At 37.2% G+C, this 23,893-nt stretch carries 18 protein-coding genes (1 of these 18 only partly in view); 5 read left to right on the top strand and 13 right to left on the bottom strand.

The genetic code is table 11. The features are described from left to right. Complete coding sequence (locus tag IPP32_13525) at positions 1 to 1,149, top strand: efflux RND transporter periplasmic adaptor subunit (protein ID MBL0049099.1); 1,149 nt, start codon at positions 1 to 3, stop codon at positions 1,147 to 1,149. A gap of 51 nt (positions 1,150 to 1,200) precedes the next feature. Here the strand turns inward: IPP32_13525 and IPP32_13520 are convergent, their stop codons facing one another. Together IPP32_13520 and rocF are read right to left on the bottom strand one after the other, a co-directional pair. After that, positions 1,201 to 2,985, bottom strand: a complete 1,785-nt coding sequence (locus IPP32_13520) for an arginine--tRNA ligase (protein ID MBL0049098.1) — start codon at positions 2,983 to 2,985, stop codon at positions 1,201 to 1,203. 119 nt (positions 2,986 to 3,104) lie between these two features. Continuing rightward, complete coding sequence (rocF, locus tag IPP32_13515; protein MBL0049097.1) at positions 3,105 to 4,049, bottom strand: arginase; 945 nt, start codon at positions 4,047 to 4,049, stop codon at positions 3,105 to 3,107. 97 nt (positions 4,050 to 4,146) lie between these two features. Here rocF and IPP32_13510 point away from each other — a divergent pair, with 97 nt between their 5' ends. From IPP32_13510 to IPP32_13500, 3 genes are all read left to right on the top strand, one after another. Next, positions 4,147 to 5,538 carry an arginine decarboxylase gene (locus IPP32_13510; protein ID MBL0049096.1) on the top strand — a complete coding sequence of 464 codons (1,392 nt, stop codon included), beginning with the start codon at positions 4,147 to 4,149 and terminating at the stop codon, positions 5,536 to 5,538. Positions 5,539 to 5,554: 16 nt separating this feature from the next. After that, complete coding sequence (locus IPP32_13505) at positions 5,555 to 6,178, top strand: hypothetical protein (GenBank protein MBL0049095.1); 624 nt, start codon at positions 5,555 to 5,557, stop codon at positions 6,176 to 6,178. A 140-nt stretch (positions 6,179 to 6,318) separates the two neighbouring features. After that, a complete protein-coding gene (locus tag IPP32_13500) occupies positions 6,319 to 7,011 on the top strand; it encodes a hypothetical protein (protein MBL0049094.1) in 693 nt (230 codons plus the stop codon). Positions 7,012 to 7,160: 149 nt separating this feature from the next. On the opposite strand, the gene arr is transcribed toward IPP32_13500, so the two are convergent. The 7 genes from arr to eno all read right to left on the bottom strand — a co-directional run bounded on the left by arr (position 7,161) and on the right by eno (position 14,830). Beyond that, on the bottom strand, positions 7,161 to 7,607 hold the full coding sequence (arr, locus tag IPP32_13495) for an NAD(+)--rifampin ADP-ribosyltransferase (GenBank protein MBL0049093.1): 447 nt from the start codon (positions 7,605 to 7,607) through the stop codon (positions 7,161 to 7,163). A gap of 202 nt (positions 7,608 to 7,809) precedes the next feature. Then, positions 7,810 to 8,424, bottom strand: a complete 615-nt coding sequence (locus IPP32_13490; GenBank protein ID MBL0049092.1) for an NAD(P)H-binding protein — start codon at positions 8,422 to 8,424, stop codon at positions 7,810 to 7,812. 84 nt (positions 8,425 to 8,508) lie between these two features. Next, positions 8,509 to 9,510 carry a tetratricopeptide repeat protein gene (locus tag IPP32_13485; GenBank protein MBL0049091.1) on the bottom strand — a complete coding sequence of 334 codons (1,002 nt, stop codon included), beginning with the start codon at positions 9,508 to 9,510 and terminating at the stop codon, positions 8,509 to 8,511. A gap of 91 nt (positions 9,511 to 9,601) precedes the next feature. Continuing rightward, positions 9,602 to 10,642 (bottom strand): recombinase RecA, encoded by a 1,041-nt coding sequence (gene recA / locus IPP32_13480; GenBank protein MBL0049090.1) that lies wholly within the window; start codon positions 10,640 to 10,642, stop codon positions 9,602 to 9,604. A 189-nt stretch (positions 10,643 to 10,831) separates the two neighbouring features. Continuing rightward, positions 10,832 to 12,040, bottom strand: a complete 1,209-nt coding sequence (gene lysA / locus IPP32_13475; protein MBL0049089.1) for a diaminopimelate decarboxylase — start codon at positions 12,038 to 12,040, stop codon at positions 10,832 to 10,834. A gap of 106 nt (positions 12,041 to 12,146) precedes the next feature. Beyond that, entirely contained in the window at positions 12,147 to 13,454 is a 1,308-nt protein-coding gene (locus IPP32_13470) for a citrate (Si)-synthase, eukaryotic (protein MBL0049088.1), read from the bottom strand. Positions 13,455 to 13,540: 86 nt separating this feature from the next. Beyond that, positions 13,541 to 14,830, bottom strand: a complete 1,290-nt coding sequence (eno, locus tag IPP32_13465; protein MBL0049087.1) for a phosphopyruvate hydratase — start codon at positions 14,828 to 14,830, stop codon at positions 13,541 to 13,543. Positions 14,831 to 15,914: 1,084 nt separating this feature from the next. Here eno and IPP32_13460 point away from each other — a divergent pair. Continuing rightward, on the top strand, positions 15,915 to 17,063 hold the full coding sequence (locus tag IPP32_13460; protein ID MBL0049086.1) for a hypothetical protein: 1,149 nt from the start codon (positions 15,915 to 15,917) through the stop codon (positions 17,061 to 17,063). A gap of 112 nt (positions 17,064 to 17,175) precedes the next feature. Here IPP32_13460 and IPP32_13455 read toward each other — a convergent pair whose 3' ends face one another. From IPP32_13455 to IPP32_13440, 4 genes are all read right to left on the bottom strand, one after another. Next, positions 17,176 to 18,825, bottom strand: a complete 1,650-nt coding sequence (locus IPP32_13455) for a T9SS type A sorting domain-containing protein (protein MBL0049085.1) — start codon at positions 18,823 to 18,825, stop codon at positions 17,176 to 17,178. Positions 18,826 to 19,053: 228 nt separating this feature from the next. Continuing rightward, the gene (locus IPP32_13450) at positions 19,054 to 21,765 is read right to left on the bottom strand and encodes a PKD domain-containing protein (protein MBL0049084.1); all 2,712 of its coding nucleotides are present in this window, start codon (positions 21,763 to 21,765) and stop codon (positions 19,054 to 19,056) included. A gap of 189 nt (positions 21,766 to 21,954) precedes the next feature. After that, positions 21,955 to 23,085, bottom strand: coding sequence for a glutamine-hydrolyzing carbamoyl-phosphate synthase small subunit (gene carA / locus IPP32_13445; protein ID MBL0049083.1), 1,131 nt, complete (start codon positions 23,083 to 23,085; stop codon positions 21,955 to 21,957). A gap of 113 nt (positions 23,086 to 23,198) precedes the next feature. Then, positions 23,199 to 23,893, bottom strand: the end of a protein-coding gene (locus tag IPP32_13440) for a hypothetical protein (protein ID MBL0049082.1). The gene runs 1,183 nt beyond the window's last position; the window shows 695 of its 1,878 coding nt (coding positions 1,184-1,878); its start codon lies beyond the right edge, outside the window; the stop codon is at positions 23,199 to 23,201.

Below are 23,893 nucleotides of genomic sequence, written 5' to 3'. Positions count from 1 at the left end.
ATGAAGAAATACAGGTTAATCAGCATTTTTAGCATCTTTTTATCCGCTTTGCTTTTGGCTGCATGTGGAACTGAACCCAAAGCTGAAAATGAAATCGCTGCCAGTTTATCACCAAAAAATCAAATCCAACTTAATGCCGCTGAACTAAAAAACACCCCAATTGTCAGCGGAAAAATGGAAAGCAGATCGCTGTCAACTAATTTTAAAGTGAGCGGCTTAATTGATGTTCCCCCTCAAAATTTAATTTCGGTTAGTATTCCCTTAGGGGGATTTTTAAAATCCACTAAACTGATGCCGGGGATGCATATTTTTAAAGGCGAAACCATTGCGGTGATGGAAGATCAACAGTACATACAATTGCAGCAAGATTACCTTACAACAGAGGCTAAATTAAAATACGCCGAGGCAGAATTTAACCGCCAACGTGATCTAAATTTAAGTAAAGCCGCCAGTGATAAAGCATTTCAACAAGCTGAAGCCGAATTCAAAAGTTTAAAAATTGAATACCGTTCGCTCAGTGAAAAACTGCAACTCATTGGAATAAATCCACTGCTGTTAACCGAAAATAATTTATCGCGTAGTGTTGCAATCCCATCTCCTATTGATGGATATGTATCGGCAGTGCATGTAAATATTGGAAAATATGTAAACCCCAGCGATGTTTTATTTGAATTGGTAAATCCGGAAGACATCCATCTTGCCTTAACTGTTTTTGAGAAGGATATCGATAAATTGTTTATTGGTCAAACGCTATTAGCCTACAGTAATTCTAATCCCGATACAAAATACCCTTGCGAAATTATCTTGATTGGGAAAGACCTTTCAGCTGAAAGAAGCGTGGAAGTGCACTGCCATTTCGATAAGTTTGATAAAAAATTATTACCCGGAATGTTTATGAATGCAGAAATTGATGTGAATAAAAAAAACACCTTTGCCATCCCCGAAGAAGCCGTTGTAAATTTTGAAGGAAAAAATTATGTGTTTATTGCTAAGGGAAACAACCAATTTCAACTCTTAGAAGCCGAAACAGGAATCCTCGATAAAGCGTTCATTGAGCTTAAAAACGCTGAAAACTTTCGTGACAAACAAATCGTGTTTAAAGGAGCTTACAATTTACTGATGAAAATGAAAAATATTTCAGAAGATTAAAATACTTGCTTCAATAGTTGCCCCCATCATAAAAGGAGCTATACAATTTCATTACATCCGCTCAGGAACCTCAATTCCAAGCATAGCCATACAATTTTTTATAATGTGGGAAACACTTTCACTTAGTTGCAAACGAAAAACCTTAATGCTTTGATTCTCCTCCTTTAATATGGAGTAATCGTGATAAAATGTATTGTATAACTTTACTAATTCATATACATAGTTTGCTATCATAGCCGGACTGTGACTCAATGCCGCTTGATTTATGATAACCGGAAAATCATATATCCATTTAATAATTTCCTTCTCCTTTTCATTCATCTCAGGTACACCGCCAACATCAAGGATTTCATTGGCTAGCGCTTTGCGAAGAACAGATTTAATTCTCGCATAAGTATATTGAATAAAAGGACCTGTATGTCCATTAAAATCGATTGACTCGGCAGGATTGAACAGCATTTTTTTCTTCGGATCCACTTTCAGCATGAAATACTTTAATGCGCCCATTCCAATCGTAGTGTATAATTTATCTGCTTCCTCAGTTGTAAATCCTTCGGTCTTTCCAAGCTCCTTTGTAGTTTGCTCAGCAGTTGCAATCATTTCATCCATCAAATCATCCGCATCCACAACCGTTCCTTCGCGCGATTTCATCTTCCCTTCAGGCAATTCCACCATTCCATAACTCAGGTGAAACAAGCCATCTGCCCACACATAACCCAATTTTTTTAAAATTAAAAACAAGACTTTAAAATGATAATCCTGTTCATTGGCCACTACATACGTGAGGTTGTTGAAATTATAATCCTTGGCGCGAAGCACTGCTGTGCCAATATCCTGCGTCATATACACCGAAGTTCCATCACTGCGCAAAAGTGTTTTTTCATCTAAGCCATCCTCCGTTAAATCAATATAAACCGATTTATCGGCCCTGCGATGCAACACTTCCTTTTCTAAACCTTCCTCAATTATATCCTTACCCAATAAATAGGTATTTGATTCGTAATAAATTTTATCAAAATCAACTCCAATTTTTTTATACGTAATATCAAATCCTGCATACACCCAACTGTTCATCATTTTCCACAAATGAATTACCTCCGCATTACCATCTTCCCAATCTCGCAACATTTGTTTTACTTCCAACATTAAAGGAGCATTTTTTTCTGCTTCTTCCTTGTTTGTACCTTGCGCTATGGAATCAGCAATTTGTTTTTTGTAATGTCTGTCAAATTCCACATAATATTTGCCAACCAAATGATCGCCCTTAATACCACTAGTTTCTGGTGTTTCGCCGTTGCCATATTTTTTCCAGGCAAGCATGCTTTTGCAGATGTGTATTCCACGGTCGTTTACAATATTTACTTTAACAACCTTGTTTCCATTCGCTTTTAAAATCTCACATACCGAATAACCCAACAAACAATTGCGCACATGACCCAAATGCAAAGGTTTATTGGTATTAGGACCACAATATTCAACCATTTGAACGGGTGCATTTTCAGTGATCGGCTGAATGCCGTAGTTCGGATTCTTCTTTATTTCCGAAAAAAAACCTAACCAGTAGGAATTGGCTATTTCCAGATTTAAAAATCCTTTCACCACATTAAAGGCTGCTACTTCTTGCACCTCTGCTCTCAACCATTCTCCTAATTTTTGCGCTGTTTGCTCAGGCGATAACTTCGATGCGCGCACAAATGGAAATACCACCAAGGTTAGGTCCCCAGCAAATTCGGTTTTGGTTTTTTGAAATGTAATTTGAGCACTTGGAAATTCAACTCCAAATAAGCTTTGTAATGCGGTAGCAGTTTTTTCTGCTAAAAGAGTTTCAATTTTCATATAAGTCAAACGTCATTGCCAGCAAAGCGAAGCATTTTTTATTCGAAAAGCGCGCAATACCATTTAATCCAGAAGGATGGAATCGCATCGTTTCGCATTACTGCAAGACGTATCAATTATTAATTAGTTATTTGCGAAACCACCTTCTGCAAAATCTCAAAGGTGTTTTCAGCCATCAGGTTTTCCTTATCAAGCGTTGGATTTACTTCGCAGATTTCAAAACAACACACTTTTTCATTTTGAATTAAGCGCACACACAAACTTCCTGCTTCCTTCTCTGTAATTCCATTTCTTACAGGTGTTCCTGTCCCTTTCGAAATAGAAGAATCCATGCTATCCACATCAAACGAAATGTAAATCAAATTACACTGACTCAAATGCGATAAAGCTTCACGTGCAATTTTTTCAACACCGTTTCGCTTCACCTCTGCTGTGGTAAAAGCTTTTACTTTATGCTTTTTAAGCAAAAAAGATTCCTCCGGTTCAATGTCGCGCACGCCAATATACACAAGGTCTTTATAATTTATTTTGGGGGATATATTTCCCAGTTTTTTCAACTTGTTCCACAATTCAATGGTATCCTTATCAGGCTTATTCATTTTGTTGGATACATTATCTTCAGCTAAACTAGCAGCCAAAGGCATACCATGCATATTACCGGTAGGAGTTGTATAAGGCGAGTGGATATCAGCATGCGCATCAATCCAAATTACACCTAAACGTTGCTTGGGATAGGCCATTTTAATTCCGGCAATGGTACCGCCCGCAGTACTGTGATCGCCGGCCAAAACCAATGGAAAGCCATTCCTTTTTAAAGTAGTAGACACTTCTGCCGCTAACTTCTCATACAAAGAAATAATTCCTTTAATACGCTTAGCATAAGGACTACCTTGGGTTTCAAACAACAAGTGATTTTGGTGTGGTATCTCCACAGAATCGATTTGTTTGAATAGAGAACTTCCATAATCCAGTGCTGCAATTTTTATGGCATCCACACCCAAACTGGCACCGCGGGTTCCTGCACCGATTTCTGATTTAACTTCAATAAACTTTAACTTCTTCATAAAATAAATTTGTTTTTATAGCTCTAAAAAAAATGCAAATTGTATTCATAATAATTGCACTTTTACATTCCGATTTCTAACAAAATTCATCAAGGCAATGCAAAGCAAATACAGTGATCTGATTCATCAAACTTTTGATTTTCCACAAGAACCCTTTAAAGTGGTGGACGATGAACTTTATTTTAATGATATTCCACTCATGGAAATCATTAAGAAATACGGAACTCCTTTGAAAATTTCCTATCTCCCTAAAATAAGTTCGCAAATTCAAAAAGCAAAACGACTTTTTAATGTTGCCATTGCCAAAGCCGATTACAAAGGGACTTACAGCTATTGCTATTGTACCAAAAGTTCTCACTTTTCATTTGTGCTCGAAGAAGCGTTAAAAAACAACATCCACCTCGAAACTTCGTCCGCATTTGACATCCCTATTATAAAGAACTTATACCAAAATCAAAAGATAAACAAAGATACATTTATTATTTGTAATGGCTATAAACGCCCATCCTACACACAATACATTGCCGAATTAATTAACGATGGCTTTACAAATGTGATTCCCGTTTTGGATAATAAAAATGAAATTCTGGCCTACGAAAAAGCAGTAAAAGGAAAATGCAAACTCGGAATTAGAATTGCAGCCGAAGAAGAACCCAATTACGAATTTTATACCTCTCGTTTAGGAATTCGCTACAAAGACATACTCGATTTTTACCTTCAAAAAATAAAAACCAATCCAAAGTTTGAGCTTAAAATGCTCCATTTCTTTGTAAATAAAGGCATTCGGGATACTTCCTATTATTGGACCGAATTAACTAAATGCATAAATGTTTACTGCGAATTAAAAAAGGTTTGCCCGGAACTCGATTCACTCGATATTGGAGGCGGATTTCCGATTAAAACATCGCTCAGTTTCGATTACGATTACGAATACATGGCGGAGCAAATTGTGCAGCACATTAAAAAAATATGTGAGGAAAAAGAAGTTACCGAACCCAATATATTTACGGAGTTTGGAAGTTTTACGGTTGGCGAAAGTGGCGCCGTACTCTATTCTACGGTTGAGCAAAAACAGCAAAACGACAGCGAAGTATGGAACATGATTGATAGTTCTTTTATCACCACATTACCTGATACCTGGGGAATTAAACAGCGCTTTATTTTGCTTGCCATCAATAATTGGGACAAAGATTACGAACGGGTTAATTTAGGTGGTTTAACTTGTGATGGCGACGATTATTACAATGCCGAATCCAATGTAAATCAAATATTTCTTCCTAAACTCGAAAAGAAAAACCCGCAATACCTGGGATTCTTTCACACCGGCGCGTATCAGGAATCGATTGGTGGATATGGCGGAATTCAACATTGCCTTATTCCTGCACCCAAACATGTTATTGTGGATTTAGATGAGAATGGTGAAATTGTAACTCGGCTATTTGCCAAAGAACAAAGTTTTAAAAGTATGTTGAAAATTCTTGGCTATTAAGTTTTAAATTTTCACAATGGTTGTTGCACTTGGTTATCTGGCTTCTGCATTTCTTGCTTATTCCCTTATGGTGAATAATGCCCTTAAATTTAGATGGCTCAATTTGGGAGGAAATGTATTTTTTATCCTTTACGGGATATTAATTTCTGCCTTTCCGGTGATAATTGCCAACTCCATCTTACTGGCCATTAATTGTTTTCAATTGGTGAAGCTTTTTTTTAGCAAAGAATCCTTCGAAATGCTTCCATTTGAACAGGAAGGTGTTTTACTTACCAAGTTTGTAGAGTTCTATCGAAAAGACATTGATAAATTCTTTCCTGATTTTAAGTTTAATCCGCATCCAAGTAATATTTCATTTGTAGTGATTCGCGATTTAGTGATTGCCAATATTTTTGTAGCGAAACTAAACGAACAAGGCGAAGCCATTGTGGAAATTAATTACACCCTCGATAAATACCGTGATTATAAAATTGGGCGCTTTATTTTTGAAATGGAACGCGAATTTTTGATTTCAAAAGGAGTGAAACAAATTGTTTACGAAAAGATGAACAATAAAAACCATTTGCGCTTCCTAAAAGTGATGGGATTCACCATCAGCAACAAAAACGGCAACAATCACTGTGTCAAAAAACTCATTTAGTCTACTTTTTTCGATTGTTAAAAGGTCTGTTTAAAACTTTCGTAGCACCTACAAATTAACCTTTTGATTTTCTTCTTAGTATTGAATTGATTTAGAATGAGAAGTGTGGTTGAAATAATGTAGGCTAATTTTTATTCCCAATGAAGTTCAGAATACTATACATTTCTATTTTAACAATTCTTGCCCTGCTGGTGATGCTCCTAGGCTGTAATTCATTTACAACAGGCAAAATTTCGGAAGGTACAATCGAATACCAAGTATCTTATCCTCCCGGACATAAAGACGATTTTATGACCAGTATGTTGCCGGCGATTATCAAATACAACTTCAAAAACAACGAAGCCAGTGTTGATTTAGAAATCAGTATGGGCATTGTGAGCACTTCACTTATTGCTAATTTAAATAAAAAGCAAGTGATGCAAACACTTTCCGTAATGGGTAAAAAGTTTGCTGTTATATTAGATACGGTTGGTGTTCAAAAATTGCTAGCAAAAGAACCAAAAAGCTTTATCACCTTTAGTAACGAAACCAAAAAAATTGCCGGCTACAAATGCTTTAAAGCAAGGGTTAATTTTGAATCCGATACCATTCCCGATTTCGATGTGTATTATACCAAAGACATTAATATTGAAAACCCCAATTGGAGCTCACCTTTTAATGCGATTAAAGGTGTGTTGATGGAATTCCGCATCAAAAAATACGGCATCGAAATGATTTTGACTGCCAAAAATGTCATCAAAAAAGAAATCGAAGACGGCCATTTTGAACTCTCTCCCGATTATAAAATAATTTCAATGGACGAGATGGATAAAATGTTTACCGATATGAACTAGGATTTTACTCCTTATAGCTGGCGCAAGTTTGCAACTTGACTAGCTCGATTAGAAACGAAAATCAAAAATTAAAAAAGGATATCCGGTTTCTTGATTCGTAATGTCAATTCGATACAGCAAAACAAACTCCTTTATTATAAACTATTTATTTAATCGTTCAGCGAATTTATTCCTTGTTCTTTAAGTTTTTCTAATGCATCCTTCATTGCCTTAACTTGTTCAGGTGGGTGTCCTTGCCAATTAGTAACTTCTCCAACTATTTTAAATGCTTGGGTTGAACGATACGATTTTGTTGGGTTTCCTGGAAATTTTTTATCTGTTAAGTCAGGGTCATCTTCGATTGGTCCTGTTGGTTCAACTAAATATATTCTTTCGCGTGCTGTACCAAAAGCAAGTTCAGCACCCCAAATAGCTGCGTCTAATGTCGCGGACAGAAAAATATACTTTGCATTTTTTCGCTGTCCATAATTCGAATTGAAACCCACTTCAATAAACTCACCAAGTTTAAAGTCAAACCTTGTTCCGTGAAAATAGGTCTGTGCAAAAGGTGTTGCGCTTTGACCATTTGATTTCTTTTCGTTACTATTTTTCGCCATCGTTTAAATTACTCGAGATAGTTTAAGTGTTTATTCGATTGTCGTTTTATTATCATCGCAAGCGATGCGCGGTTGGGCGATGTGGCAGATTTTTAAGCACCAAATTTCAATCGAATTCCTAATTTTAAACCCTGTACAAAAGTTTCACAGAATCACATCAGTAGTCCTATTACAAAACTGATGTTAGCGGTAAGTTGTTTCATCAATCGGTAATCATTACCACTTTTTTTATGTAATTGTTTTCTATTAATTCAGTAACTATAAATTGTGCCACATCAGAATTACTAATTTGAAACCTTGAACTTTCGGTTGGTCGGTTGATTGTAAAAGTTCCACTTTCCTTTTCATTAATAATTTCTGTCGGTCTTACTATTGTCCAATCGAGGTCTGATTGTTTTACAAATTCTTCTTGAATGGTATGGTCTTTAAATGAAGCATTCAAAATGTCATTACTCAAAACCATTTCTTTGAATTCGTTAGGCATATATTCCCAACTATCACCTGATCCTTGTGCACTCATACAAATAATTCGCTTAGTACCTTTCTTTTTCATTGCTGAAATCACATTTGCTGTTCCTTTCGACATAGTGTCTAAACTGCTATTGTTGAAACCTAATGAAAGAACTACTTTGTCATCTTGGTCAATAAGTTTATCTACAGTGTCTTTGTCAAGCACATTTCCAACTTGATATATCAAGTTAATTTGATCATCTTTTTTTTGTCGTGTCAATATACAAACACTTTGCCCACTGTTAAGTAGTTTTTGAACAACAATTTGTCCAACGTCTCCTGTTCCTCCAAATACAACTACTTTCATTTTGTATCAACTTTAATTAGATCTATTTTCCTTGTGTTGTCATTTTACCATCAACGCTTTCTGTTTGCAACTTGTGCCTTTTATTTATTTACTCAAGCGCTTCAATCCCAACATCGGCAATTCATAGCCGGGCGCTAGCAACAATGCACGATTATAATCCTTTGCAGCTGCTTGAATATCTCCCATAGCCTCAAAACTCAATCCACGCATATATACAGCTTCTACATAAGTGCTATCACAATTAATAGCGTCAGAAAAATGCTTTGCAGCTACTCTAAAAATTTTTAAATATTCGTAGTGAATATATCCCAAGTTGTAATTTGCATATTTATTTTGTGGATCCATTTTTAGAAGTTCTGTATAGGTTTCAATGGCTCGGTTCAACTGATTATTTTCCTGATAAAACATACCCATGTTGTACCTTGCTTCAATGCTTTTAGGATCGAGCTTCAATGCATTTTTATAATAATCCAAAGCTAATGGATTATGCCTCGCTTCAAACAAAAGTCCCAATTGAATATAGGCATTGTAATACTGAGGATCCTGTTCAATGGTGGTTTGAAAACTCGAAATGGCCTTAGTAGTATCTCCCAGTTCTTTAAAATCCATTCCCTTTATGAAATAGGCTTTGGGCGTATTGATATCCAATTTTAAAACCTTATCTAAATACTCAATGGATTTTCGATTGTCTTTCACATACAAATACAATTCAGCCATGCGCATCAAAGCCTCCTTATTATCGGGTTTCAACAAAAGGCTTTTCTCGAGCGAACGCTTCGATTGTGCTGATTTTCCACTTGCAAAAAAAATATCCGAAAGGGTAACATAAAAATCCGAATTGCTCGAATCCAAGGTTATTGCCTTCAAAATATCCTTGGAAGCCAAACTTAAATCCTTTTGCTCAAAATAATAATTCGCACGGGTATTATAATTTATGGCATTATCCGGTGCGGCTGCAATTAATTGGTTTAAGGTATCCAGCTTATTCGGTGCTGAATTGGTAACTGCAACTTGCTTGCTGTCGGATGCCGGCTTACACGCGCCAAGTAAAATTATAAGCATTCCAAGCCAAGCGCATTTCATCATTTTAAATTTCATAATAGTTCAACTAAAAAACAAAGAGAATGCAAGATAGCTAAAGCTGCCTGCATTCTCTTATTTTGGTTTACTCGTAAGTTTATTCTTTTACAAGAGCTTGTTTAATTTTATCTTCCAATTCATCCGCCAATTCAGGATTGTCTTGCATTAACTGTTTCACACCATCGCGACCTTGACCTAATTTTGTATCGCCATAGCTAAACCAAGAACCGCTCTTTTTAATAATGTTGTGTTCCACACCCAAATCCACAATTTCACCCACTTTCGAAATCCCTTCACCATACATGATGTCGAATTCAGCTAAGCGGAAAGGAGGCGCTAATTTGTTTTTAATCACTTTCACCCGAACACGATTTCCGTTCACGGTATCAGCATCCTTCAATTGCCCGATTCTGCGGATATCCAAACGAATGGAAGCATAAAACTTCAATGCATTTCCACCGGTAGTAGTTTCCGGGTTGCCGAACATTACTCCGATTTTTTCACGCAATTGATTGATAAAGACGCAGCAACATCCCGTTTTATTAATGGTTCCGGTGAGTTTACGCAACGCCTGACTCATTAAACGAGCCTGTAATCCCATTTTCGAATCGCCCATCTCCCCTTCAATCTCGCTTTTGGGAGTCAAAGCCGCAACCGAGTCAATCACAATAATATCAATGGCTCCCGAACGAATTAAATTTTCGGTAATTTCCAATGCTTGCTCTCCGTTATCCGGTTGTGAGATTAATAAGTTCTCCGTATCCACACCAAGCTTTTGTGCATAAAAACGATCAAAGGCATGCTCCGCATCAATAAACGCCGCAATACCTCCTGCTTTCTGACACTCTGCGATAGCATGCAAGGCAATAGTTGTTTTTCCGGAAGATTCCGGGCCATATATTTCCATCACCCTCCCTTTTGGAAATCCGCCAATACCAAGAGCAATATCCAATCCGATAGAACCGGTTTTTATTACCTCAATAGCTTCGATGGCTGAATCGCCCATTTTCATAATGGCACCCTTGCCGTAAGTTTTTTCCAACTTATCCATGGTAAGTTGAAGCGCTTTCATTTTTTCTTTGTTGATCTCCTGCGCTGCGTTTTTAGGCTCCTTCAACTCTTTGGTTTCTTTGCTCATTGTTTGTGTTTTTTACGTGTTTAATTAGCTCTTACAAAGAAGCAAAATCTTTCAGGATTTTACAATCATTTTTAGGAGCTTGTTAATAATATCATCCTATTTGATGATGCAAAGATAAAGTGGTATTGCGTCAAAGTATGACGCCACAAAATTTTTCTAAAATTTAAAATTCTATTTCGATTCTTGACCTTAAACTACAACCTGCTTCCGCAACAAATCCTCAAATGAATCCCGCTCACGGATAAGCTTTGCTTGGCCATTTACCAGCATTACTTCTGCAGGTTTTAAACGCGAGTTAAAATTACTACTCATCTCAAAACCATAAGCGCCGGCATTCTGAAAACAAAGTATGTCGCCTTCTCTCACTTCATTTAACACTCTATCCCAGGCAAATGTATCGGTCTCACAAATATTGCCCACCACCGTGTAGATGCGCTCTGCGCCTTCGGGGTTCGATAAATTACTAATCGTATGGTATGCATCATAAAACATGGGGCGTATCAAATGATTAAAGCCTGAATTCACCCCAATAAAAACAGTAGCGGTGGTTTGCTTAATGACATTCGCACGAACTAAAAAATAGCCACATTCACTCACCAAAAATTTACCCGGTTCAAACCAAATTTCTATAGGTGTTTTTGTTTCTTCTTCAAACTGCTTTACCACTTCATTCAACTTTTGGCCCAGTGTTACCACATCCGTTTCCTTATCCTCTTTTTTATAAGGCACCTTAAACCCGCTTCCTAAATCAATAAATTTTAAATTGTCAAAATGCCGAGCGATATCCAGCAATACTTCAAATCCTCTAAGAAAAATTTCAATATCCTTTATCTCGCTTCCGGTATGCATGTGCAAACCTTGAACATTCAGCTTTGTAGTTTTCACCACACGTTCAATATGGCGCAGCTGATGTATCGAAATTCCAAATTTGCTATCAATATGCCCGGTCGAAATTTTATAATTGCCACCCGCTTCAATGTGTGGGTTAATGCGAATGCAAACAGGATAAGACCCTCCAAACTGATTTCCAAACTGCTCGAGCAATGAAATATTATCGATATTAATATTCACACCCAAGTCCTTTGCTTCCACCAGCTCTGTAAAATCAACACAATTGGGCGTAAATAAAATATTTTCCGGTGTAAAACCGGCAAGCAATCCAAGTTTCACTTCATGAATACTTACACAATCCAAAGAGGCACCTAGATGTAATAAATGTTTTAAAATATTAATATTGGTAAGTGCTTTACAGGCATAAAAAAAGCGCGTCTTGTGCCCGCTAAATGCGGATGTGAGCTTTTGATACTGCGCAGTTATTTTTTCGGTTTGATATACATAAAGCGGCGAGCCAAATTGTTCCGCAAGGGCAAGCAAAGTTTGATTAGAGGGTGTAGTCATGGTAAGATGAAAATAAATTAAAATAAATTAAAATGAAGGATTAACAATGCCTGCAGAGGACAATGCAGAAAGAAAAAAACCTCTCAAAATATGAGAGGCTTTTAAATTATAAACCTACTTTTTTCTTAATTCCTTCGGTAGTGTCGGAACTTGGTCGCTCCAGCGGATGTCCTAATGCCCTGTCCCAAATTAAGGAAGCCAGCACACCTAATGCTCTGGATACACCAAATATTACAGTATAAAACTCATACTCCTTTAATCCATAGTGCAACAACAATGCTCCCGAATGCGCATCCACATTAGGCCAAGGATTTTTTATCTTTCCGGTCGATTCCAATATCGGAGGTGCTACCTCATACACCATTTGTACAATTTCGCACAATTCATCACTTTTTATGTAGGTGCGGTAAAACTCTTGCTGAGCAGTAAAACGTGGATCTGTCTTGCGCAATACGGCATGTCCATAACCCGGAACAACTTTTCCTTCGGCTAATGTTTGCTTTATATAATCTGCAATTTGCTGTTTAGTTGGGAAGGTTCCGCCAATATCAGCACGTAATTTTTGCAACCAAATTACCACTTCCTGATTTGCCAAACCATGCAAAGGCCCCGCCAATCCGTTCATTCCCGAAGCAAATGAATAATATGCATCACTCAATGCCGATCCAACTAAGTGGGTAGCATGCGCCGATACGTTACCTCCTTCATGATCCACATGTATGGTTAAATACAAGCGCATCAAACGCTTCATATCAAACTGTTCAAAGCCTAACATGTGCGCAAAATTTGCAGCCCAATCTAAATTATGATCCGGCTCAATGTGCACCCCATTATGATAGGTTCTGCGGTATATGTATGCGGCAATACGAGGCAAACGTGAAATCAAATTCATCGAATCCTCATACATGTAATCCCAATAATCTTTTTTGTTTATACCTTTTCGGTAAGCCGAATAAAACAAGGATTCGGTTTGCAAGGCAATTATCGCTGCACTAAATTGCGTCATTGGATGCGCATTCGCAGGCATGCTATCAATAATATCGAACACATGTTTCGGAACATTACTTCTGCGCGCCCAGTTATTACCCAACTCCACTACATCTTGCACGGTTGGCAATTCACCCAATAACATCAAGTAAAAAATTCCTTCCGGAAGCGGCTCTGTACCTCCTGGAGCTTTTGGCAACTTTTCATGCAACTCAGGAATGGAATATCCTCTAAACTTAATACCAATTTCCGAATCCAGCTTTGAGGTTTCAGTTATCATCCCCAACATGCCTTTCATTCCCTGATACACTTGCTCTACCGTGTAGTTTCCTAATACAAAACTTCCATGCTCCTTCACCAAAGTCTTTACTTCGGCGGCTACTGCCGGATATTTCGCTGCAAACTTTTCCTTTAATGTGTCTTTCATTGCTGCCATCGCTGACTCCTCCTATTATTTTTAGTTATTTTTATTTGAATTGCTTACTGACTTTTACTTACTGTATTCTTTTAAAATTATCGTGCGTATTTAAAACTCTTGCCCAAATAGCGGGCACTGCTTCCCAACATTTCTTCAATACGCAACAACTGATTGTATTTCGCAATCCTGTCGGAACGTGAGGCTGAACCAGTCTTAATTTGACCGGTATTCAATGCCACCGCTAAATCTGCAATAGTTGAATCCTCCGTTTCTCCACTGCGGTGACTCATAACTGCAGTGTAAGATGCATTATTCGCCATACTTACCGCGTTAATCGTCTCCGTTAAGGAACCAATTTGGTTTACTTTTACAAGGATGGAGTTTGCAATACCATTGTCAATTCCTTGCTTCAAGCGATTTACGTTGGTTACAAATAAATCGTCACCTACCAATTGTACTTTATCACCCAATACTTCGGTTTGCTTTTTCCATCCATCCCAATCGTCTTCTGCTAAGCCATCTTCAATTGAAATCAATGGATATTTTTTTGTCCAATCTTCCCAAAAGGAAACCATTTGCGAAGAAGAAAGTTTATCACCACTTGATTTTTTAAAGTGATATACCTTTTCATCCGCCAAATAAAACTCGCTAGATGCCGCATCCATCGCAATAAAAATATCTTCACCGGGTTTATATCCTGCCTTTTCAATCGCTTGCATCACCACTTGAATCGCTTCTTCATTCGATTTCAAATTGGGTGCAAAACCTCCCTCATCCCCAACATTTGTGCTGTATCCCTTTGCTTTCAATACATTTTTAAGGTGATGAAAAACTTCAGTACCCATTCGGATAGCATTCGTGAAATTCTCCGCTCCTACCGGCATAATCATAAATTCCTGAAAATCTATGCTATTATCAGCATGAGAACCCCCATTAATAATGTTCATCATGGGTATGGGCAAAGTATTGGCATTTACGCCACCTACGTAGCGAAACAAGGGTTGGTTGCTTTCTATAGCAGCAGCTTTTGCCAGAGCTAATGATACACCTAAAATTGCGTTAGCCCCTAAGTTTCCTTTGTTTTCAGTGCCATCCAAGTCAATCATTGCCTGATCAACCAAGTTCTGTTCAAATACCGATTCTCCGATTAATGCCTCGCGAATTTTGGTATTCACATTATTTACTGCAGTTAGCACACCTTTTCCAAGATAAGCCTTTTTATCACCGTCTCTCAACTCCACCGCTTCATGCGTTCCTGTTGAAGCGCCTGATGGGACAGCTGCTCTACCTAAGGCTCCAGAATCGGTAATAACATCCACCTCTATAGTCGGATTGCCTCTCGAATCAAGTATTTGACGTGCTTGTATATGCGATATAAAACTCATAAATCGAATTTTTAGAATAAAAATTAGCGTCTCAAAAATAGATAAATATTTGAATAGCACGGCTATTAAAGCCCTTAAAATAATTGCTTTTTAATTTTTTAAGTTTTCCGAATATGCTTACCCGCAATTTTACCTAATTATGAAATTTTAACCTAATTATATGAATTTATTATGAAACGCTGCCTATCAAAAATCATCTCTGAACTATGAAAAGACTGGCCTATGAGAAATTGACGTTAAGAAATTTGAATTCATTTTTAAGCGTGGGCCTGTGCAAGCAATCCTCGAGCGAGACCTCAAGTTTGATTGTTAATACTATGTATTATCGAGCGCTTGGGTTGCTTCGCAATTAAGGCAAAGCCGAATCACGAATACCTTTGAAATTAAACAAAAAATGAGTAAAAATTAACTTACATTTTTATGCTTATCAGCTTTTATACCTATACGTGGCATTTGATTTAATCCAGATCATCATTTTAGTTTTACCAAATTTTCATTCAGTTTGAATCAAGAACGAAAAGGACCGGCCTATGAGAAATTGGCGTTAAGAAATTTGTATTCATTTTTTTGCGCGGGCCCTGTGTAAGCAATCCTCGAGCGAGTCAGTGATTTTGATTGTTCCAAAAATCATTTCGAGCGCTTGGGTTGCGCTGTAAAAATTAATTCAAATTTTAGCCAATTTATCATAAGCCTAGATTTTTTGTTACCTTTTTGATCATGCAAAAAGTAAAAAAACATAATGGTGCTAAGGAATTTGATTGAATCTAATAAGCCACCATGAATACATAAACTAAATAAATAAGGTACACCAAGTTGAAGGAAAAGGGTTTTTAAATTCTCAATAAATCAACATAAAAAAGTATTGGTTTCAATAATTTTTAAATCTAGGTATAAATGCAGATAATCAAACTTACAAAAGTTCAACGCTTACATTTGCGCGGATTGTGCTTGGATTATACTGATTTTACAAAGGCTTTGCTGACCCATCCCTTTAATAGCCAAAACCATAGCAACATGATTCTCATCAGTATTTACAGGGCGGTAAACATATTCAAGTACTTTTGGTTAATCTAAAAAACCAAAAATGAAAAAATTTGCCACACTTCTAATTCTGCTTTTTACCGTCTTAATTAATGGTTGTAAAAAAGACGAGAGCACAACCGAAACACCTGAAGATACAACACCTGCTTGCACACCAACTGTGGTAGAGGTAACAACAAACATTAGCAGCCCAACCACTTGGGATCCTTGCCACATTTATGTTATAAATGCCAGTTCCATTGATGTTTCTAGCACCCTTACCATTCAAGCAGGGACAATAATAAAATTCAAAAATAATGTGTTCGACAATGCCATTACAGTTAGCGCTACCGGACAAATAAACGCTGTTGGAACTGCCGACAAACCCATTGTTTTTACCTCTTTTAAAGACGATGCCAACGGAGGCGATACGAATGGCGATGGCACAACTAGCACACCTGCAAGAGGCGACTGGGGCGGAATTGTGATGAATACCAGCAGCTGCGTTTATAAGTATTGCACCTTTTTGTATGGTGGCGAAGGTCCTAGCCCGGGTGCCGGTCAACCTACTTTGGAGTTTCAGAGTTTTTATGGCATAATCGACCGTTGCACTTTTGCCTTTTGTGGGGGTGAAGCGGTTTTCAATGGCTATGGAGTGGTAGATGCGCGCAGTTGCCACGATACCAATTTTAAATTAACGAATTCTATTTTTTACGGATGCATTAAACCCGTTTTTATCAATCCCTTTCTGAGCATCGACAACAGCAATGTATTTCATAACCCCAACAACGCCGCACAAAAAAACGATTTCAATGGAATCTTTATCACCAATGAAGCCAACGAAGCATTAAGCGATGTAAGCTGGCTCGAAGACGAAGTTCCCTTTGTGCTCACCGGTTCACTTTACATCACCCATCCCGGCACTAAACTCATTCTAGCGGCGGGCGTTATCATCAAAGTAAAAGACAGCCCTGCTCCCGGAAATAAAATCACTTATAAAGAAGGTATGAATTCCATTCAAGGCTATGGGTTACCCGGAGTTTATTTTACCAGTTACCTGGATGACGCACACGGTGGCGACACCAATGGCGATGGGAACGCAAGTTCTCCCGCTTTTGCCGATTGGTATGGCATTCAAGACATCACCGCATCCATTTCTACCAATAACTTTTGTTACAATTGGAGCAACATTTTATATGCGCAGTATCCTTGATGAATTGGAGAATGGTGCATTTATTAAGTTGAAAATTATTTTAAATGCACAAGAATGTAAGTATTACGCCAGCGGGAATAGTTTAGTATTCAGAATAGAGGAATTAAATAAATTAATTTTTAAAGGCTTTGACTAATTGTTTAGTGTTATCAGAAAATATTATTTCAACGATATAGACACCATTTCGTAAAAGGTTCGTCTCTATCTTGCGAAAGGGTTCACTGCTCTTTTCAAGAATCTTTTCTCCAAACACGTTTAATATACTAACATGAGATATATCTTTTTTAATAGACACTTCAAGATTTAATTCATTAGCAAATGGATTGGGATAGATAATACTATAAGATTCAACCTCTATTTTTTCAATTGAGTTTAAGGTATCGAATTTTAATTTACAGATATATAATGAATCGAAATTAAAAGTTGGAGGTGAAGCATAATCCCAACCTGTTGCATAAAGTGAAGTATCAAACTTCTCTATGGATTTAAAATTACATTTGTTAGAACTTTCATAAATCCACTTTTTAATCCCACTGATATTAAAAGATACCGCAAAGGCTCCAGCTTGAGATAAATTAATTGACTTGCAGCTTCCCCCAAAAATAAGAGAGCTATCTTGAACTAATAGTGCATCATAAAAAATTCCTCCACCACCACCATTTGTAGAATCATATTTCCAACTCCAATCAAAACTTCCATCCTTTTTAAATTTATTTATTACAGGAACTCCCTGACCTCCGCCACCAATTGAAATATAGCCAAATAAGTAACAGTCATTGTCATAATCTAGTATTAAACCATTTAAGTTTTCCCAATCTGCCGTATTAGTATTTGCATATGACTCGAACCACTTTTGGTTACCGCTACTATCAATTTTTATCAAATAAAAATCGTAATCATTAGGCCCGGAAGTTTTTTTAATTTCACCGCCAACATAAATATTGGCAGAATCATCAATTACAGCATCTTTAGGATAAATATAGAGATGAATAGAATCAGTGAGAATTTTTGACCAGACTATATTTCCACTTAAATTATACTTCAAAACTTTAGTATCAAAGCCAGGTAAGCAACACGCTGTAACACCAGTTATATATGAATTACCCAATTTATCTTGTTCAACATCAACAAAAAAATTATTATAATTTGCATATGTTGTATCCGCCCAATTAAGCACACCGCTGCTGTCGTATTGAAGGATAAAACTATTCTTATAACCAGTTATCCACGAATCCATATAACCCACAACACATACATACTTATTTTCAAAAAGCTTCATTCTATTAATTCCGCCACCCATTTGAAGATTATTTCCCCATTTCCTTACCCACAATAAATTCCCATGAGTATCATACTTAAGAACAAGGGATTGGCTAAAATCCGGGGGTGGTACACTGCTGTCAAAATTAGTCCGTCCGGCAATATAAATATTATCAAAGGTATCCAAGGCAATATCAAATGCTTTATCAGGGTAGGAAGTAACTGAATCCACATAAATTTGTTGCCAGATGATATTCCCATTTTTATCTTGCTTGATAATTCTTATCCGGGAATAGTCTCCCAGGCTAGATATATAATCTGTAGAGCCAACCACAATTATATTTCCCTGGCTATCGGCTTTAATAAACTCACCGCTTCCTTCCTTTTCTTTATACTCCCAAACAATTGCAGGTGATTGTTGCGCATAAGATGCCCAAGAGATAAGCAAAAACAAAAACAAAAAACTCCTTTTTATAAAAACATCAATCGATGTATTAACCATTTTACTTAAGATTAAAATTGAAAAGTTTAAATTTCAAAAAGCGAATTAATAAACTAAACGGTGACACAAAACAGCTGAGTATACTAAAAAGCCTTTGCCACAAGCACTTATATATTGTTAAAACGAATTAAGTCATTTATTATTGAATGGCAATGGTCTATCCCAAAATAAAAACAAAAAACCCGACCTGCCTGCGCAAGTCGGGTTTTGAGTGAATCACAAATCGGGTTATTTCGTTTTCACTGCTTTAATAATTCGTATCTTTTTTCCGTCAGTAAACTCAATCATATAAACCCCTTCCGATAAATCAGAAGCATCCACCCGCAATGATTTTGCACCACTGGTTTGGTTGTTGAATACAAGTTGTTTTACCACTCTTCCATCAATGCTTCTAACCGTACAGTTTACATCTGCCATTGAGCTTAGCGTTAAGTTAACTGTAAAGAAATCACGGATAGGGTTAGGTGAAATAAATCCTGCATCTGCTGCATTCACTGCTGGAATTCCCAGAGGATTTATCAAGAGCAAATTAGCATCGTTAGTGGCAACCGGAGCATTAAAATCAAAATAAATATCTGCCTTATCCAATATAGTATGACCGGCGCTTAATCCGGCGTTAGCATTCACTCTAAAATTAATAAATCCATGACTCGCAGGCTCATTGTGCGTAGAATCTTCAAGCATTATATTAGGAAAAACAAAACTCAAATGATTTCCATTGCGGCTAACATTCGCTGTATGACTAGCTCCCAACAATACAAAACTGGAAGCATCCAAATCGGCCGATAAATCATCCAATACCGAAACATTCACAGCAGGCGCATTCCCAGTATTTTGAAAATTAATGGTATAGTCGATAGTTTGATTCGGATTTACACTTGAAATTACCTGATACGTTGGGTCGTTGTAATTGCTGGAGACAACCAATTTATTATTAGGATCCCAAGAACCCGTTATGGTTTGATGCACCGAATCAAAATTGTTTGAAAGGTTTACATCAATTCCATTATTCGCAACAACATCTACAAACTCAAGTGTTGAAGCACCGAGTGTAATTCCAATATTTGCAGTAAAACGCACATAAAAGCTACGGCTTGTTCCCGGCGCCATTAATGGAATATTCCAAGAAATTGTTTTGGTGCTTGTATTAACTGACGTTTGTGTAGGAGTTGCATTCGTAAAATTTAACGCAGCATCATACTGCATCGTGAGGGTTGCTGTAGTAGCATTTGCTCCCACATTATTTACATAAATGTCATACCAAGAAGGAAAGCCTGGTGTTACGGTAGTATGCGGAATAATGCTAACCGATAAATTAGTAGAACCGGGAATGACATAAATACCAAAATTATTATTGGAAGATGTTGAGCTATTCGTAACAGTGCAGCTATAAGAAGAAGGTGTTGAAAGTGCATATCCTGCATAAATTCCACTTGGCGAAAACGAAACAGTATAGGTTCCCGGCAATACTGTGAGTTGATAATGCCCATACTGATTGGTATATCCCCAATAATTTCCTGCATGCACACTTTGATAAGGAATGGCTGATTCATTCGAATCAAACAATCCATTATTATTAGCATCTACAAAAATATCTCCCTCTATAAAACCTTGATTGTACTGTATACCAAAATTATAACCGCAATGCATTCCGCCACCACTTATAACTACATTATTATAAAAAGCACAACCACTTGAATCATCAGCTGGGATACTAAAGGAACTTAATGTACCCATTGTACAAAACCAAATAGAGTAGGTTCCTGAAGGCACTGCTGCCGTGTAATGCCCGGTGCTGCTATCCACATAAGCATAATACTGACTATTATTTCCATAAATAGTTAAATAGCCATAGCCCGGTAATTCAGTTGAATCTTGAATTCCATTTCCGTTTACATCATTAAACACATTTCCACAAATAGTATCTGTATATGCAGGGCTAGCAACAATACATCCCTGATATGTACATCCATTCGTATCTGTAATGGTAACACAATAAGTTGTTGGAAAAGTAACAGAAACAGCCGGATTAGAAATTGTTGGATTGCTTAATCCAACGGAAGGCGACCAAATATAGGTGTATGGACCAGTGCTATTATTCACCTGCGCATTTAAAAAACCATTTTGCGTATCATAACTTAAATTTGCAGTCAGGTTGCAAGCTTGAGTTCCCACATATACTGTATCCCAATCAGTACTACTACATCCATTGCTGGTGTTAATAGTTAAAGTAACCAAATAAGTTCCTATTGAATTGTATGTGTGTGTTGGATTTGCAATATATGCATTCCCGCCATCCCCAAAACTCCAGGTATAAGATGAAATAGTGCCAATTGAGGTACTGCTGCTATCAGTAAAACTAACAGTAGAACTTCCTGGTGTTGTTTGAGTTAAAAATGAAGCCTGACAAGTTGAATTAGAAGTTACAGAATAGCAAGATTGAGTTACACATCCCATCATATCTGTTATGGTTACGCAATACACACCTGGACTAAATGCCTGAGTAGATTGGCCTGTTCCACCGGTAATTGTCCAATTATAGGTATAAGGAGGTGTCCCACCAACCACATTCGCAGTTAAGGTTTGCACCAATTGAGCATGTGAAATGTAAGCATACATATTACATTGCGGTACACCTACCCAAACGGTATCATAATAGGTACTGTTGCAACCCGTACTTGTAGTTATGGTCAACATCACTCCATAGGTTCCAACTGAATTGTAAGAATGAACCGGGTTTGCACCTGTCCCATTCGAATTATCCCCAAAGTCCCACGAATATCCGGTAATGGAACCTAGGGTCACCATACTCGAATCGTAAAAGTTAACAGTAGTTGATCCCGGCGCATTGTAATATACAAATCCGGCATAGCATTGGGCTCTGGCTGCACTAAAGGAAAGAAATGCAAGGAGCATCGAGAATAAAATTTTTCTTTTCATTTTTTTATGGATTAAATTTAATATTTCAAAAATAGGAACGGATTAGGCGGGCAACAAATCTAAATCCTCATTTTCTTACCTGTTAAAGCACTGAATATATTTAACGAAGAGAAGCAAGCTTAATGAAATGCTAAGAAAAATAAGCAACATGCAAACATAATGCTAATTAAAATCTTACTTATTCAAGACTCAAACAACCATCGGCTTTTTCTCGCTTATCGAAACGCGCATGTTTTCAATAAATTCATCAAATAAATAACGCGAATCGTGCGGACCGGGTGATGCTTCGGGGTGATACTGCACGCTAAAAACTTTTTTAGTCTTCATACGCATGCCTTCTAAAGTATCGTCATTGAGATTGATATGGGTTATTTCTAAATCCTTATGCTTTTTTACATCCTCTGCATTCACCGCAAATCCATGATTTTGTGAGGTTACTTCACACTTTCCGCTAACTAAATTTTTTACCGGATGATTTATTCCGCGATGACCATTGTGCATTTTGTATGTTCTTACTCCCAGCACTTCAGCAAGTAATTGATGACCCAAGCAAATTCCAAAAACAGGTTTATCTGAATTTAGAATTGATTTTATGGTTTCATGAGTATATCCCATGGCAGAAGGATCACCTGGACCATTCGATAAAAAATAACCAGTAAATGATTCCGAACTTATTTGTTCGAAAGTAGTATTGTAAGGAAACACCTTTACATAACATCCACGCTCAACCATACACTGTAAAATGTTTCTTTTAACCCCGAAATCCAATACTGCAACTCGCAAATCAGCATCTGCATTACCAAGGTTATATGGTTTTTGGGTAGATACTTTAGAGGCCAGTTCTAAACCTTCCATACTCGGAACGGTTTTTAATCTCAGTTTCAATTTTTCGATATCCAATTCTTCCGAAGAAATGATAGCATTCATCGCACCTTTATCTCTAATATGTTGCACCAAAGCACGCGTATCAAGTTCCGAAATCCCAACACAATTTTGATTGCTTAAGAAATCTTGCAAACTTCCTTCTCCTGCTTTGCGCGAATACATTTCACTGAAGCTTTTGCAAATCAAGCCCGAAATTTGAATCTTACTCGATTCAATTTCTGAAGCGTGCGTGCCATAATTTCCAACATGTACATTGGCCATCAACATCAGTTGGCCATAATAGGAAGGATCAGTAAAAATTTCTTGATATCCGGTCATCCCGGTATTGAAACAAATTTCTCCAAAGGCAGTACCAATTTTTCCAATTGCTACGCCACTATAAACAGTGCCATCTTGTAATACCAACAACGCTTTTTGCTTCTCACTTAGCTTCATAGTAGGGGGGATAATGGCCGATAAATCGAACGCGGGCAAAATTAATCTAAAATTCAGCGAAGGCAAAATTGGGAAGCGCCTTTTGTTAACATTTTATCTTCAACCGATAAAGTCTAGTTTGAAAACAACCAGCTTAAACCAAATCGAAAGGTCCTTCCTGGCAACAGGTAACTGGGGGTAAATGCATACTGTCCTCCGGATAAACCATAATTTAAATGATCCACTTTAAAAAATACGCGTGCCTGACGTATTTTAAAATTGATAAAGAAATCAAGTGCAGGATACCCTCCAATCTGTTTGGTTTTTTGATAATAAAAAGATGCAAGCGCAGGTTGATAGGCCAATCCATAATACTTCGAACAATACATAACATCAAAGCCAATCTGTAGGTCCATCGCCTTTTTAAAAACCATACGCGACCAGTAAATCGAATTTCGTGTAAATAACTTGGGCAGCCCCAGTATATCGGAATCAGAAATAACCTTTTGATAAACAACTCGCGCATTGATGTAAAACGAACCAAGCTTTAATAGTTTCTCAAAATTACCCGATAAAAAGGAAAGCTTGTCGCTCATTTGGGCGGGCAAAGAATTTGAATCCAAAAAGACATAACGGTCCAAATTGCTATATTGAACACTTACATTAAAAATATTTTTTGAGCTGAATTGAATAGCAGCACTTTGTTCTCTGCCGGCGCCAAAATTATTTTTCCATATAAAATGATTCGAATAATAGTTTTGGAAATTATACTCCTGTGCTCTCTCCTGAAAAGACCCAATAAAATCCAAATTAAACGCATACTTGGTCG

This window comes from Bacteroidota bacterium (assembly GCA_016721765.1).
Classification (GTDB): domain Bacteria; phylum Bacteroidota; class Bacteroidia; order UBA4408; family UBA4408; genus UBA4408.
Note: the sequence above shows the minus strand (reverse complement) of the source record. Positions and strands in the feature narration are given on the sequence as shown.